Source organism: Phytoactinopolyspora mesophila (assembly GCF_010122465.1).
Classification (GTDB): domain Bacteria; phylum Actinomycetota; class Actinomycetes; order Jiangellales; family Jiangellaceae; genus Phytoactinopolyspora; species Phytoactinopolyspora mesophila.
In genome coordinates, this window is sequence record NZ_WLZY01000007.1 from 35,289 (window position 1) to 50,011 (window position 14,723).

Consider the following 14,723-nt stretch of genomic DNA (forward strand, 5'->3'; position numbering starts at 1 on the left):
GCAAGCCGCTTCCCAACGTGTATCCAACGTGCCATGCCCCGAACCGTGCCGGGCGAGGCGCGGACCGGCACCAGCTGAGCAGAGGGCGGACGGGAGTGGTGCCCCGGCCATGGTGCGGACCGATCGTCCGTGGAAACCGGCGCACAACAAGTAGAGCGGGGAATGAGCGGAAGGAATCTCCCGGCCTTGGTGCGGACGGGCATCGGCGAGCGAGGAACGAGCGAGTCCGCGGGCGGGGCCGGGAGATTCCTTCCGCTCATTCCCCGCGGGCTTAACGATGGAATCAACGAGCGAGTCCGCGGGCGAGGCCGGAAATCTCTTCCCATCCCTCCCACACTCCCCTGTCACGACTCACAGCGTCGCGACCCACTCCGCGTAGAACAGCCCCACGCCGGCCATGACGAAAAGCCCGGCGATGATCCAGAACCGGATCACAATCGTCACTTCCGCCCAGCCTTTGAGCTCGAAGTGGTGTTGTAGCGGCGCCATTCGGAACAGCCGTTTACCGCTGGAGAGTTTGAACCAGGCCACTTGCAGGATCACCGAGAGGGTGATGATGGCGAACAGCCCGCCGAGGACGACGAGCAGCAGTTCGGTACGGCTCATGATGGCGAGCCCGGCCAGGGCGCCGCCCAGGGCGAGTGAGCCGGTGTCGCCCATAAATATCTTGGCTGGCGCCGCGTTCCACCAGAGGAAGCCGAAGCATGCGCCCATCAGCGCAGCGGCAACGACGGCGAGGTCATGTGGGTCGCGGACTTCGTAGCAGCCGGGTCCCGGCGACACGCTGCAGCTCTGGTTGAACTGCCAGATACTGATCAGGGTGTAGGCACCGAAGACCATCACCGATGCGCCGGTGGCGAGTCCGTCCAGACCATCGGTGAGGTTGACCGCGTTCGAGGTGCCCGACACCATCAGCAGGGCCCAGATGACAAACGCGGCGGCGGGAAGGACCACTGGCGTGTCGCGGAGGAACGAAATCGCCTCGGAGCCTGGGGTGTAGCCCTGCTCGTTCGGGAAGTTCAGCGCCATGATGCCGAAGGCGACGGCCACGCCGATCTGGCCGGCCATCTTCGCCCGGCTGCGGAGTCCGAGGCTGCGCTGTTTGGAGATCTTGATGTAGTCGTCCAGGAAGCCGACCAGACCAAGTCCTACCAGCAGAAAGAGGACGAGAAGCCCGGACGCGCTCGGGGCGGACGGCCGCACGAGGTGTGCTAGCGCATATCCCGCGACCGCGGCGATGATGATGACCGCGCCGCCCATTGTGGGCGTGCCCCGCTTGGTGTGATGGCTGGTGGGGCCGTCGTCTCTGATGAGCTGGCCGTAGCCGCGCTTGACCAGAACCCGGATCGCGACAGGCGTGCCGAGAATCGAAATGACCACGGCGACGAGGCCGGCCGTGAGGATCGAGATCACGCGGTTCCCTCCCCCGCTGGCGCGGCCTCGGCCAGCCGTTCGCCCAGGACGCGGAGTCCGGCGTCACGGGACGATTTGACCAGCACGACGTCTCCGGCCCGCAGCTCCTTGGTCAGGAGCTCCTCCGCGGCTTCGCGGTCGGGGACCCAGACGGACTCGCCTGCCCATGAGCCTTCCAGGGTCGCACCCTGGTGCATCGGCCGGGCTCCTTCGCCGACGACGACGAGCCGGTCGACATTCAGCCGGACCACGAGCCTGCCGATGGCGTCGTGTTCGGCCGCCGAGGCGTCCCCCAGCTCCAGCATCTCGCCGAGCACGGCCCAGGTCCGGCGCCCGGTGGCCATGGACATCAACGACTTCAGGGCCGCACGAACGGCTTCCGGGTTGGCGTTGTACGCGTCGTTGACGATCGTCGTGCCGTCCGGGCGTTCGGTGACCTCCATCCGCCAGCGCGACAGCGCCTTCGCTGCTGACAGTTGGCTGGCGATGACATCCGGTTTCATGCCGAGAGCGAGCGCCACCCCGGCGACGGCCAGCGCGTTGGAGACCTGGTGCTCGCCGACGAGTTTCAACGCGACGCCGGCTCCACTCGGGTTCTCGGGCGTGACCAGTGTGAACGAGGGCCTGCCCGTCTTGTCGAGCTGGACGTTCTCGGCCCGGACCTCGGCATGTACCGACTCACCCACCATCAAGACATTGGCGGCGGTGCGTTCGGCCATGCGGCGCACGACGGGGTCGTCGGCGTTGAGCACCGCGATGCCACCCAGTGGCAGAGCCTCGACGAGTTCGCCCTTGGCCCGGGCCACGGTGTCACGGTCGCCGAACTCGCCGAGATGCGCGGAGCCGACGTTGAGCACGACGCCGGCCCGTGGCGGGGCGATGCCGCACAGGTAGCGGATGTGTCCGACGCCGCGGGCGCCCATTTCGACGACCAGGGTCCGGGTCGATTCGTCAGCCGTGAGCACGGTGAGTGGAACGCCGACCTCGGTGTTGTACGAGCCGGGGGGCGCGACGACCGGCCCGAGCGGGGCCAGCACCTGTGAGAGCAGGTCCTTGGTGGTGGTCTTCCCGGACGAACCCGTGACTCCGACGACGGTCAGCTGCGGCAGCCGATCAAGGACGCTTCGGGCTAGACGGCCCAGAGCTCCTTCGGAGTCGCCGACCACGACCTGGGGAATCGATGCTCGCACGGGGCGCTCCACAAGAGCCGCGACCGCGCCCATCTTCGCCGCCGAGACCACGTAATCGTGGCCGTCGCGTTCGGCGCCGACCCGCGCCACGAACAACGCGCCGTCGACAGCCAGCCGTGAGTCGATCACAACCGGGCCGGTCACCCTCAGCCCGGCGTGCTGGGCCGAATCTTGCGCGGTGTCGTCGACCTCACCACCGACAGCATCGGCGATTTCGGCCAAGGTCATCGGTATCACCGCGTCGCCACCTCTATTTCACTCACCATGTCTGCCGATCTTGTCCAGGTGCTCCTCCCGGAGCACATCGCGGTCATCGAACGGGTGCACCGTGCCGCCGATCTCTTGGCCGGGCTCATGTCCCTTGCCCAGGACGACCACCGTGTCCTGAGGTCCATGAGCGCGAGCCAGAGCAGCGCGGATCGCGGCTCGCCGGTCCGCGACCTCCACCACCTCAGCACGCTCCTCTTCACTTATACGTTCCGCGCCGGCCAGAACTGCCGCTCTGATCTCCGGCGGATGCTCGAGCCTCGGATTGTCATCCGTCACTATCACGACGTCAGCGTTGCGTGCCGCCGCCGCCCCCATGAGTGGCCGTTTGTCTCGATCCCGGTTGCCGCCCGCCCCGGTCACGACCACGAGTCTCCCAGCCGGCCGCCCGGGCGTCTGGCTTCGCAGTGCTCGCAGTACATTCTCGATGGCGTCAGGTGTATGTGCGTAATCGACCACCATCATCGGCGCGTCAGGGTCGTCGACTCGCACCTGCTCCATGCGCCCGGGAACGCCTGGGCATCGTCCCACTCCGGCGGCCGCCACCTCCGGGTCCACACCGGCCTGTACGAGCATCACGACGGCAAGCGCGGAGTTGGCGACGTTGAAATCACCAGGCAGCGGGACCTGGAGTTCCACCGACCGGCCGCCGTCGACCAGCCTGGTCACCTCTCCCCGTTGGACTCGCCAGCCGGCTCGCGGATCCGCGGCCGGCCCGGGCGCCGACGCCGCGGCAGAGCTCGCTGCGGGTGCGGGCCCGCCGCTGGAGGCTGTGGCGACGGTGACGACCGGGATCTCGACCTCCGCCGCCAGCCGGCGTCCATGGGTGTCGTCGACGCAGATCACCGCCTGCCGGCTACGTCGCACCGAGAACAACCGGGCCTTCGCGCCGAAATAGTCCTCAAGATCGGTGTGGAAATCCAGATGGTCCCGTGACAGATTGGTGAATCCGGCGACGTCGTAAGAGATTCCGTCGGCGCGACCGAAAGCCAGGGCATGGCTGGACACCTCCATGACGCAGGCTTGAATGCCCCGCTCACGCATGACGGCCAGGATCGCCTGCATATCGGTCGCCTCGGGCGTCGTCCGCACGCTGGGCACCACCTCGTCCCCGACCCGGATCTCCACGGTGCCGATCATGCCGGTCACATATCCCGCATGACGGAGGCCGGACTCGAGCAGGTAAGCGGTGGTGGTCTTGCCGTTGGTGCCGGTCACGCCCAGCATGAGCAGGTCGTGCGCCGGATGCCGGTACACGGCCGCCGCGATCCCTCCGAGCCAGGCCCGCGGATGATCCACCACGATCATCGGCACCGCACCGCTCACCGAACCCCCAGCGGGTGTGTCCGGCGCCGCCCAGCCGGCGATCTCGGCGCCTTCCTCGTCGGTGAGAACCGCCGCCGCCCCGGCCCCGACGGCTGCGTCGATGAATCGCGCACCGTGTGTCACAGCTCCGGGCAAGGCCGCGTACAGGTCTCCCGGTCGTACTTGCCGGGAGTCATGTGTGATGCCCGATACCGTCAGGTCCCCGACCTCAGGTACCGCTCCGAGCGGAAGCAGCGACCTGAGGTTGGCCACTGGGTACGGCGCAAGGCCGCTCGGGCGCAAGCCTGACCACCCCGGACCAGATCCTGGGCCGGCGCTTCGCGGGGCTGCACCCGCACCAGACGCGTGCTCCTCAGTCATAGCTCAACCCCAGCGCGTTCCCCATCCCGGTCAAGAGATCGCGCGATTCTCGGGCGCATAGCCAGTCTCCGGGCTCGTCGGCCCGGAGACAAGGCTCGTCCACCCTGTACGGGTTCAGGAACAGGCTCTCGGCGGCTCTCTGCGACACGGCAGCAAAATCTACTCGGCGCGCAGCACGACGTGTGCGACGGCTCCGCCGTGAGCCGCTCGGTCAGCGCGTGTCTCAGGTGTCCGCGTCATCGTCCTCATCATCGGAGTCGCTTTGGTCCTCAATGATCTCGTCGGCGAAGAGCGGTAGTCGCGGCGGGTCGTCGGGCGAGGGCTGAACGCCCTCCATCTCCAGCGCAAAGCGGAGGATGTCCGCGAAGGCAGGCCCCGCGAGGCCACTCCCGGAGTTTCCGTTGCGTGGGTTCATGACCGAGACGGCGACGACGTACTTGGGGTCGTCGGCCGGGGCGAAGCCCATGAACGACGAGTTGAACTGCCGGTAACAACCGCAATCGGGGTCGATCCGCTGAGCAGTACCGGTCTTTCCGGCCACCCGGTACCCCTCGAGGGCCGATCCCTGCCCGGTGCCGCCCTCACCCATCACCGCTTCCATCATGGCGGTGACCTCCGCGGCGGTCTCCTCGCTGACCACACGTACCGGCTCGGCCTGATCGACCGGGTGCTCGTTGCCGTCGGCGTCGATCGTCGCCGAGATCAACGTCGGGTCCAGCCGCACTCCGCCGTTGGCGATGGCGGCGTACGCGGAGGCGATCTGGACGGCGTTCACCGAGACACCCTGCCCGAACGACACGTTGTCGCGTGTCAGGTCGGACATGTCGGACGGCAACCGCCCCGCGGTCTCGGCAGGTAGACCGATGCCCGTCTGGCTGCCGAGCCCGAAGTCCGCCAGGTAGTCGTACAAGACGTCCTGGTCGACCGCTTCGGTCGCCAGCAACGTCCCGACGTTGCTGGACTTGGCCATGACGCCGGTCAAGGTCATCTGCTGTTCGGGGTGGTTGTAGTGGTCCCGGATGGTGTGACCGCTACGCCGGATCCGGTCCGGTACCGAGAAGACTGACTCCGTCGTTGCCGCGCCTTCCTCGATGACCGCCGCCAGGCTGAGTGGCTTGAAGACCGAGCCGGGCTCGTAGGCCTCCTCCACCGCCTTGCTACCCCGGTCGGCCGCTTCCACGCTGTTGGGATCGGTTGGGTCGAGCGAAGGCACGCTCGCCATCGCGGTGATCTCGTGCGCGTCTGGTTCGAGTTTGATGACGACGGCGACGCCTGAGTCCGCGGCAGCGTTCTCTACCGCCTCGGCGAGCACTTCTTCGGCATACCACTGCATGTCCCGGTCGATGGTCAGTCGTAGTCCGTCTCCGGTGACCGGATCCTGCCGCGCGACGGCACCGGTGGGGATTCGCTGCCCGCCCGGGCTCTGCCGGTAGACGACCTGGCCGTCCTCGCCGGCCAGGAGATCGTCCTGGGAGAACTCCAACCCGGCGAGCGGGGTTCCGTCGGAGCCGATGAACCCGACGATGCTGCCGGCCACCGACCCTGCCGGATAGTCACGAAGTTCGGCGTTCTCCGCGCCGATGCCGGGAAGCTCCAGCTCCTGAATCTCTCGCCATACAGAGCCGGAAACGCTCTTCGCCACATAGGTGAACTGGCGATCTCCGGTCATCTTCTCCTGGAGTTCTGCGGCGCTATGCTCCAGGATGTCCTCCAGCTGGAGCGCGTAGCGGGCGGGGTTAGTGACCTCCGTCTGATCAACGAAGACGTGATATGCCTCGACCGCTTTGGCGAGAGGGGCACCGTTGCGGTCGACGATATCGCCACGGTCGGCGACCAGAGGTGTGGTCGTACGACCGATCTGGCTGGCGGTCACCGCGTAGGTCGACGCGTCGAGCCCCTGCAACTGCACCAAGCGACCGGCGAACAGGGACAGCAGCACACACCCGGCCACCATCAGCACCTTGAGCCGCTTGCGCGGATCGGCCAACCGGAGCATCCGCGGCGGGTGCTTCTTCTTCGCGACCTTGGGTTTCGGTGGCCGCCGAGCCGGCGGTCTGGCGGCCGGCTCACGTGCCGGCCTGGTACGACGGGTGGTCGCGCTCGGCGCGGAGCGGCCCGCCGCCGAGGGCGCACGGCGCGGTGCCGGCTTGGCCGCGCGCTTGGGACTGCCGGCGGACGGCGCAGATCTCCTGGCGCTCCCGGACGACGCCGGCCGTTTGCGTCCGGACGGCGGTTTGCCTTGGCCCCGGCCGGTGGACGAGGCAGCCGGGCGCGGAGTCCGGCGAGACTTGCCTGTTTGCTTGGGTTTGCCCCCCGACGAACGGCGGCGCGGCGGCTCCCGCCCGGTCACTCGCCCCCACCGCCTCCCGACGGCGTGCCCAGTTCTATGAACTCCAGGTTCTCGCCCGGGACCATCCCGAGCTCTTCGGCCCGCTCAGCCAGCCCCGCAGGGGACTCGAGAACGGCAACCTCGCTCGCCAGCATCTCGGCGCGGTCCCGCAACGCGGTCGTCTCCGCCTCGAGGCGGGCCAAGGCGAACGAGCCCTGTTGCAGTGCGGTGTTCAGCAGAAGAAGCCCAACCAGGCCGACACCCAGCAACAGCAGCACCAGCACCACGAACGGTGCCCGGGGCGACCGGGACGTACCCGGCAGCACGCGCAGCGTGTTATGCCGCCGTGGTGATCTCTGGATTCTCGGCGGCGTCAGCGCCTTTTCCGCACTCATGGGCATTCCTCCCCGTGTCCCCCGTGCCGGAACGTCTTCGCGACATTCCGTCTTTCACCCGAGCCGGCGCCACGTTCTCCCTCGCGAATCCGCTCGACGGCGCGTAGCCGGGCCGAAGCTGCGCGAGGGTTGGCATCGATCTCGGACTCGGCTGGTGCCTCCGCTCGGATCAGCAGCCGGAGTTCAGGGCGGTGCTCGGGAAGTTCGACGGGCAGGCCGGGCGGCGCAGTGCTGGACGCGCCGGCCGCGAAGGCCCGCTTGACGATGCGATCCTCGAGCGAGTGGTACGAAAGCACGACGGCGCGGCCACCCACGGCCAGAGCGCCCAAGGCAGCCGGTATCGCCCGGCGAAGCGAGTCGAGCTCGGCGTTGACCTCGATGCGCAGCGCCTGGAAGGTGCGTTTGGCAGGATGGCCACCGGTGCGCCGCGAAGGCGCCGGGATGACGTCGCGCAGCAGCTGTACCAGGCGCCCGCTGTCGGAAAACGGGCGCTCCTGCCGGGCCCGCACGACCGCCCGCGCGATTCGCGAGGCGAATCGTTCCTCGCCGTACTCACGCAGGATGCGGGTGAGATCCCCAGCGCTGTACGTGTTCAGCACATCGGCGGCCGTAGGCCCCTGAGAGTGCTGGTCCATACGCATGTCGAGAGGGGCGTCGTGGGCGTAGGCGAAGCCACGCTCTGCCTCATCGAGCTGGAGCGAAGACACTCCGAGGTCGAAGAGCACACCCTGCACCTGGCCGACCCCTTGGTCGGCCAGCACGTCCGTCAGCTCGTCGTATACGGCGTGCACGGGTGTGAAGCGGGCTCCGAACCGGGCCAGGCGCCGGCCGGCGCGCCGCAGCGCTTGCTGATCACGGTCTACGCCGATCAGCCGTGCTTCAGGACATGCCTCGAGCAGGGCCTCGGCATGTCCACCGAGGCCCAGCGTGGCATCGACCACGACACTGCCGGGCTGCTGCACGGCCGGGGCGAGCAGCTCGGTGATCCGCGGTAGCATAACCGGGACGTGGGCGGCGTCCGGCGAACCTTCTTCGGCCACGGTCGCCTCCTCACTGGCTCTGCTTCCCGGCAGGGAGTTTCTTGGTCCCGGTTCCTTCGCTCTGGCTCGACCGCTCATGCGACCAGGTCCCCGCCCGCTCGATTTCGTCGGTACTGCCTGGCACCGGGGAAGGTGCGCCAGGGAGTTGTGAGCGGGCCGGAGACCTCGTCGCACGAACTGAATGGGCCTGAACGGCTCGGTGACGGCTCGAGGCAAGTGCGCGGCCATCAGAAGATTCCCGGTAGCACCTCCTCGGAGATGTCGGCGAACATCGGCTCTTTCTCGGACTGGTAGGTCTCCCACGCCTCGGAGGACCAGATCTCGACCCTCGTCATGGCGCCGACGACAGTGCACTCCCGCTCCAGCCCCGCGTAGGTGCGAAGCCCGGCCGGAATGGTGATGCGCCCCTGCTTGTCCGGAACCTCGTCGCTGGCTCCGGCGGCGAGCATCCTGGCGAAATCCCGCGTGCCTTTGTGGGTGAACGGTGCGGCGCGCAGTTGCTCGGTGAACCGCAGGAACTCCGCGCGTGGCCACACGTAAAGACAGCGCTCCTGCCCCCGTGTGATCACAACGCCCTCCGCCAGGTCTTCCCGGAACTTCGCGGGGAGAAAGAGCCGCCCTTTGTCGTCCAGGCGAGGGGAATGGGTGCCCAGAAACATGAGCCCCACCTCCCCGTCGGCTAGGCCACTCTCGCTCCATTGACCGCCACTCTACTCCACTTTCCCCCACTTGCAACCACATGGCGCCCCACCACTCCCCCTCGTGCCCCACCGCCGCCCAATTCGCCCGTGATCATGAGCGCCGCAATGTCGCCCAGGCGACCGAAATCTGCTCATGATCACGGCGTCGAAACTCAACCGCCACGCCACGGCCCAGGCGGTGAGCCGCGATTCAAGCGGCGCCCCGAGCGGGCGGGGGCTCGTTTCTCGGCGCGCAATTTGCGAGACTCGGAACACGAGCACCACGCTCGAAGCCGGTCCGAAGGAGAAGCCCAGTGCCCGAGCCCCCGCCCCCGCCTCCACCTGCCGGGCCCGCCAGTACCGGCACGCCCCGTGAGGACCGCTCAGGTGAGCTCGATCTTTCGGATCTCACTGAGACCGCGGATCGCCTTCAAACCGCTATCGGCGCGGTCGTCGAGGGCAAGCCGGAAGCCATCGAGCTCGCCCTCACGGTGCTCTTCGCCGAAGGCCACCTGTTGATCGAGGACGTACCTGGTGTCGGGAAAACGCTGCTGGCCAAATGCATCGCACGGGCCGTGGACTGTTCGGTCCGCCGGATCCAGTTCACCCCGGATCTCATGCCCAGCGACGTCACCGGTGTTTCAGTGTTCAACCAGGAGAGCCGTCAGTTCGAGTTCAGGCCCGGAGGTGTCTTCGCCAACGTCGTCGTCGGCGACGAGATCAACCGCGCCTCACCCAAAACACAGTCCGCCTTGCTCGAGTGCATGGAAGAGCGTCAGGTCACCGTCGACGGCACCACATACCAGCTCGAGTCCCCGTTCATGGTGGTGGCCACTCAGAACCCCATCGAGATGGAAGGCACCTATCCCCTGCCCGAGGCCCAGCGCGACCGGTTCATGGCGCGGTTGTCCATGGGATATCCGTCAGCGTCCGCCGAACTCGACATGATCGACACGCACGGCGCCTACACCGGACTCGACGCTCTCGAACCGGTCACCGATGCCGCGCACATGACCAAACTGATCGGGCTGGTCCGGTCGGTCTACGTCTCCGACGCCGTCAAGCAGTACGCCGTCGCGTTGTCCAGCGCGAGCCGCAACTCCCCCGAACTGCGGCTCGGGGCTTCCCCCCGGGCCACCCTCCACCTGGTGCGAGCCAGCAAAGCGTGGGCGGCACTCGACGGCCGTGACTACGTCCTCCCCGACGACCTCCAAGCGCTCGCGGCGCCTGTCCTCGCACATAGGCTGCTGCCCACGGCCGAGGCACAGATCGGCCGACGCGAGGCCGCCCAGGTGGTCACCGATCTTGTCCAGCACGTTCCGGTTCCGGAAGGTCATCCGCGCGCGTGAGTCGCTCTCTCTCCGGCCTCACTCGCCGCGGCTGGATGTTCGTGTCGCTCGGCGGGGGGATAATCCTGGGCGCTGTGCTCGTCGGACAGCGTGATCTTCTGCGGGCTGGAATCCTGCTGTTCATTCTTCCGCTCGGCAGCCTGATCGTCGCTGCCCGCAGCCGCGTTCGGCTCGAAGCGCAACGCACCATCGACCCCGCTCGAGTAGAGGCAGGCTCCCGCGCCACCGTCCATCTGAGACTGTCCAACCGCAACCGGATACCGAGCGGCGTCGTTCTCGCCGAAGACACCCTGCCTTACACGTTGGGCCAGCGGCCCCGATTCGTCCTCGACCACGTCTGGTCACGTTTCAGCCGCGACGTCACTTACACCCTCCAGCCATCCTTGCGCGGCAGGTTCTCCATCGGGCCGCTCGCCATCCGGATCACCGACCCCTTCGGGCTGGTCGAGTTGCGCCGGTCGTTCAGCGACGTCGGCACCCTCATCGTGACCCCCACGGTGCGGCCGCTCCCGCCAGTCCGGCTGACCGGCGAGTGGAGCGGCAGCGGCGAGACCCGGCCCCGGGCGATCACCACCTCCGGAGACGAAGACGTCACGGTCCGGGTGTACCGCGACGGCGACGACATGCGGCGGGTACATTGGCGTGCCACCGCGCACCACGGCGAGCTGATGGTGCGCCGCGAAGAGCAGCCATGGCAGAGCCGGGCCAGCATCCTGCTCGACAACCGCCTCAGCGGGCACGCGGGAGACGGCCCTGATTCCTCCCTCGAATGGGCCGTGAGTGCTGCCGCCTCGATCGGCGTCCACCTCGTCGACCGCGGATATGTCGTTCGGTTGCTGAACGACGACGACGATTCCCAGCCCGCGGACTGGCACCACTCCGTCCGAGAGCCGGCCGACTCCCGGATTCACCTCCTCGACACGCTTGCGGTCGCCTCGGCCAGCCGGCGTGCCTCGGTCGCGCATTGGGCCGACTTGATCGCGGGCACGGAGTCTGCCACCGGCATGCTGATCGCTGTCCTCGGCCGAATGCAGCCCGAGGAAGCGAAGCTGGTTGCCCGGCTGCGCCAGGGCACGTCCGCGGCGCTCGCGGTACTCGTCGACGCCGCTTCATGGACAGCGATGGCCGAATCGGAGACCGAACGGGTCAGGCAGACCGAGGTCACCCAGATCCTGCGTCGTGGCGGATGGACGGTCATCGACGCTCAACGCCACGAATCGGTCTCCACGGTGTGGGAGCGGCTGGGCCTCGAGCGCACACTCGGAGGTGCAGCGTGAACAGCCGGACCCGGCCGACCGTGGTGGGTGGCATCGCCGCACTGGTCTCGATCGTTCCGTTGCTCGAGCTCACGGTCGACGCCAGCTGGGTCGCGCAGGCCGTGCTGGCAGTTGTCATCGTGGTCGCCATCGGCTACACCGGCCGTTACTTCCGCGTCCCCGCGGTGCTGACGCTACTCGCGCAGATCTTGGCCCTGACATGGTGGATCGGCCTGCTCATCGCCGCCGATCTCGCATGGTTCGGCGTGTTCCCCAGCACCACGTGGCCGGCTCGATTCATCGATGTGTTCACCCAGGGCGCGGAGAGCATCAGCGTGCTCAGTACGCCGGTGCCCATCACCGACGGCATCCTTGTGTACCTCGTGGCGGGCGCCGGCGGCATCGCGATATTCGTGGACCTGCTCGCAGCGGCCCTGCGCCGTTCGGTCCTGGCCGGCGTGCCTCTTGCCGCGGCATACACCGTCACCGCCAGCATCGAAGGCGGCGACATCGGGTGGTGGTGGTTCGTGCCGCCGGCCGCAGGTTTCATGGCGCTGCTGGTGGTCGAAAGCCGTGCCCGGGTCTCGGCGTGGGGGCACCCAACCGATCCACATCGCAACGCGTCGGGATTGCCCGCCACCAACGCGTTGGCACGCAACGGCCGCCGGGTGGGGGTTGTCGCGCTTTCAGCGGCGATCGCCGTGCCGGCATTCGCTCCCGTCCTCACCGATGGCCTCGTCGACGGACGCGGTGGTGGCGGCGGAGGAAGCGGCGACGGCCGCACCATCCGTACCGACAACCCCATCCTCGATCTGCAACGAAACCTGACCCGCCCGGACAACGTCGACGTCTTACGCTACGCCGCGTCGGACGAAGCGCCCCACTACATTCGCACCGTGACGCTGGATGCGTTCGACGGCGAGGTATGGAAGACCTCGGACCGGCCGGTTCCGGAATCGCAGCGAGTAGCGGATGGCATGCCGGAGCCGCCGGGCCTGGATCTCGACGATCCGGCGGAGGTCGAGTTCGAATTCGCGATCACCGACAACTACAGCTCTCGATGGCTGCCTCTGGCGTATCCCGCGCAGCAGATCGAGATTGCCGGAGACTGGCGTTACGACGTCACCACCCTCGATGTGGTCTCCACCGACGAGGATGTCCTGGGCGCGGACTACACCGCCGTCAGCCTGGACATCACCATCGAAGCCGAACAGCTGCAAGAAGCCCGCTCACCCAATCCCGACGTCGAGGAGCTGACCGAGCTCCCCGAAGAACTCCCGGCCATCGTCACGGACCTCGCCGACGAAGTCACCCAGGACGCGGAGGACGACTTCGCGAAGGCCGCGGCACTCCAGCAATGGTTCCGAGGTCCGGCATTCACCTATGACCTCTCCACGCAGCCCGGGACATCATCCTCCGCGCTGGCGGACTTCCTCGAAGACCGACGCGGATACTGCGAGCAGTTCGCCGCGACCATGGCGATCATGGCTCGCTATCTCGACATCCCGGCCCGGGTGGCCGTCGGATTCACACCTGGGACGTTCGAGGGCGGCGGCACCTGGCTGGTCCGTGCCCACGACGCCCACGCCTGGCCCGAGCTCTATTTCGAAGGTGCGGGTTGGGTGCGATTCGAACCCACCCCCGCATCGCGTACCGGCACGGCGCCGAGCTGGACCATCGAACCGAGCCCGGACACCCCCGACGACCAGCCCGACGAGCCCGACGCCACCAGCACGGCCGACTCGCGGGACAATCTCGACCAGTTGCCTGAGGACGATCTGCTCGGCGGCGGCGGCGGAGCTACCCCCACGGATTCCTCGCCTTGGCCTCAAGCCGTGGCACTGGCATTGCTCGGCGCGTTTGTGCTGGGCAGCACACCATCCGCGATCGCGCGGCTACGTCGCTGGCGGCGCTGGCAGCGCGCCGGTCAGGACACCACGGCCGCCGCGGCGGCAGCATGGTCTGAGGTCAGTGAAGCCGTCCGGGACGCCGGTTACTCGTGGAATCCCGCGGCGACTCCGCGGGTGGCGGGACGCACTATCGCTACCAGCACCGGCATCAGCGGAGAGATGCGCACGCTTCTCGATCATCTGGTCAGTGTGGTGGAGCGCGCCCGCTACGCCCGCTCTGCCGAGCCGGTACCGGAGCTGCGCACCGATACCGCCCTGTTCTGCAGATCGCTGCTACGTTCGCAACCGGTACATCGGCGAGCGCGCGCCTTCTTGTGGCCCGCCACGCTGACCGATGCCTGGACCAATGCGGCACAGAAGGTCAGCGCGGCCCTGGATTGGCTCGACGACGCCGGGCCACGCCTCCGGGCGTCCCTGGCTCGTTCGCGACGATAACGCGCTGGCTCCCGACGCTGCCCGGGTATGGCTGCGCAGCGCTTGCTGGCGGGAGCATTGATCGGCGCCCGTCCCCCAGCCACACCCCGCCTGGGCGCCACAGACGGAAAGAGACCGGCATTACGGAGCACTAGCCCGCTGCCGTTTCGGAAAGGACCGACGCGAGCAAATCGGACAGTCTGTTGGCGAGCGAGACGAAAAGCCCCGCCTCACCACAGCCGTGGTTGGGCGGGACATCACGACAAGGCCGCAACACCGCGAAAGCGGCAACGAGTGACCTACCGGCCGACCCGAACGGACGTCGTCAGTTGCCGAAGCCGCGCTCGCGCCGCTGGCGCCAACGTTCCTCCAGGCGCTGCATATACGAGCTGTTGGGTTGCCTTCGGCCGGACGAGCGACGCTGCCGTCGCGGCGCGCCCGGACTGATGTCAGGCACGTCTTCCGGCTCCGCGGTGGCTTCGGGCGTGCGTCTCCAGGACGTGACGCCGAGCCATGCCGAGCCCAGCATGACGACGAACCCAGCGACACCGACCGGGATCACCTGGGTGATCGCGCCAGACATCAACAACACGACACCAATGACGAACGCGATGCCAGACCAGACGGCGCGGCGCACGTATTGGCGACGTAGGTCCGAGCCACGCATGGTGGTGGCGAACTTCGGATCCTCGGCCTGGAGCGCCTGCTCCATCTGCTCGAGCAGCCGCTGCTCATGATCGGAGAGAGGCACCGTTCCCCTCCAACGAACGCGGGCTTACATCTGTCTACTGCTG

General features: G+C 67.8%; 13 protein-coding genes. 3 read left to right on the top strand and 10 right to left on the bottom strand.

Translation table 11 applies throughout. The features are described 5' to 3' along the window. Nucleotides 1–351: 351 nt before the first annotated feature. The 8 genes from mraY to mraZ form a co-directional block, all read right to left on the bottom strand. Nucleotides 352–1,413 (bottom strand): phospho-N-acetylmuramoyl-pentapeptide-transferase, encoded by a 1,062-nt coding sequence (gene mraY, locus F7O44_RS19205; protein WP_162451912.1) that lies wholly within the window; start codon nt 1,411–1,413, stop codon nt 352–354. Beyond that, the gene (locus F7O44_RS19210) at nt 1,410–2,840 is read right to left on the bottom strand and encodes a UDP-N-acetylmuramoyl-tripeptide--D-alanyl-D-alanine ligase (RefSeq protein WP_162451913.1); all 1,431 of its coding nucleotides are present in this window, start codon (nt 2,838–2,840) and stop codon (nt 1,410–1,412) included. Before F7O44_RS19210 ends, mraY begins: the two co-directional genes overlap by 4 nt. 18 nt (nt 2,841–2,858) lie before the next feature. Next, nucleotides 2,859–4,478, bottom strand: coding sequence for a UDP-N-acetylmuramoyl-L-alanyl-D-glutamate--2,6-diaminopimelate ligase (locus F7O44_RS19215; RefSeq protein WP_162451914.1), 1,620 nt, complete (start codon nt 4,476–4,478; stop codon nt 2,859–2,861). Between the two features lie 70 nt (nt 4,479–4,548). After that, on the bottom strand, nt 4,549–4,704 hold the full coding sequence (locus F7O44_RS19220; protein WP_162451915.1) for a tudor domain-containing protein: 156 nt from the start codon (nt 4,702–4,704) through the stop codon (nt 4,549–4,551). 75 nt (nt 4,705–4,779) lie between these two features. Next, nucleotides 4,780–6,552, bottom strand: a complete 1,773-nt coding sequence (locus F7O44_RS19225; protein ID WP_162451916.1) for a peptidoglycan D,D-transpeptidase FtsI family protein — start codon at nt 6,550–6,552, stop codon at nt 4,780–4,782. Nucleotides 6,553–6,902: 350 nt separating this feature from the next. Beyond that, entirely contained in the window at nt 6,903–7,280 is a 378-nt protein-coding gene (gene ftsL / locus F7O44_RS19230; RefSeq protein WP_162451917.1) for a cell division protein FtsL, read from the bottom strand. Then, entirely contained in the window at nt 7,277–8,398 is a 1,122-nt protein-coding gene (gene rsmH / locus F7O44_RS19235) for a 16S rRNA (cytosine(1402)-N(4))-methyltransferase RsmH (protein ID WP_162451918.1), read from the bottom strand. Before rsmH ends, ftsL begins: the two co-directional genes overlap by 4 nt. Before the next feature lie 149 nt (nt 8,399–8,547). Further along, nucleotides 8,548–8,979 (bottom strand): division/cell wall cluster transcriptional repressor MraZ, encoded by a 432-nt coding sequence (gene mraZ / locus F7O44_RS19240; protein WP_162451919.1) that lies wholly within the window; start codon nt 8,977–8,979, stop codon nt 8,548–8,550. 335 nt (nt 8,980–9,314) lie between these two features. Here mraZ and F7O44_RS19245 point away from each other — a divergent pair, with 335 nt between their 5' ends. Continuing rightward, entirely contained in the window at nt 9,315–10,349 is a 1,035-nt protein-coding gene (locus tag F7O44_RS19245; RefSeq protein WP_162451920.1) for an AAA family ATPase, read from the top strand. Continuing rightward, nucleotides 10,346–11,626 (top strand): DUF58 domain-containing protein, encoded by a 1,281-nt coding sequence (locus F7O44_RS31240; protein WP_162451921.1) that lies wholly within the window; start codon nt 10,346–10,348, stop codon nt 11,624–11,626. Before F7O44_RS19245 ends, F7O44_RS31240 begins: the two co-directional genes overlap by 4 nt. Here the strand turns inward: F7O44_RS31240 and F7O44_RS32340 are convergent. After that, nucleotides 11,544–11,744: a hypothetical protein gene (locus tag F7O44_RS32340; RefSeq protein ID WP_425501398.1), complete on the bottom strand. Its 201-nt coding sequence runs from the start codon at nt 11,742–11,744 to the stop codon at nt 11,544–11,546. The genes F7O44_RS31240 and F7O44_RS32340 overlap by 83 nt on opposite strands. On the opposite strand from F7O44_RS32340, the gene F7O44_RS19255 reads away from it, so the two are divergent. Further along, nucleotides 11,650–13,950: a transglutaminase TgpA family protein gene (locus F7O44_RS19255; RefSeq protein WP_425501406.1), complete on the top strand. Its 2,301-nt coding sequence runs from the start codon at nt 11,650–11,652 to the stop codon at nt 13,948–13,950. The two genes, F7O44_RS32340 and F7O44_RS19255, sit on opposite strands and share 95 nt — an antisense overlap. Before the next feature lie 304 nt (nt 13,951–14,254). Here the strand turns inward: F7O44_RS19255 and F7O44_RS19260 are convergent, their stop codons facing one another. Next, nucleotides 14,255–14,680, bottom strand: a complete 426-nt coding sequence (locus tag F7O44_RS19260) for a DUF3040 domain-containing protein (protein ID WP_162451923.1) — start codon at nt 14,678–14,680, stop codon at nt 14,255–14,257. Nucleotides 14,681–14,723 lie beyond the last annotated feature (43 nt).

Bases quoted from the DNA above. Each gene is read 5' to 3' on its own strand.
- F7O44_RS19225 (WP_162451916.1), bottom strand. From the start codon at position 6,552: ATGCTCCGGTTGGCCGATCCGCGCAAGCGGCTCAAGGTGCTGATGGTG.
- ftsL (WP_162451917.1), bottom strand. From the start codon at position 7,280: ATGAGTGCGGAAAAGGCGCTGACGCCGCCGAGAATCCAGAGATCACCA.
- rsmH (WP_162451918.1), bottom strand. From the start codon at position 8,398: ATGAGCGGTCGAGCCAGAGCGAAGGAACCGGGACCAAGAAACTCCCTG.
- mraZ (WP_162451919.1), bottom strand. From the start codon at position 8,979: ATGTTTCTGGGCACCCATTCCCCTCGCCTGGACGACAAAGGGCGGCTC.
- F7O44_RS32340 (WP_425501398.1), bottom strand. From the start codon at position 11,744: ATGACAACTGCCAGCACGGCCTGCGCGACCCAGCTGGCGTCGACCGTG.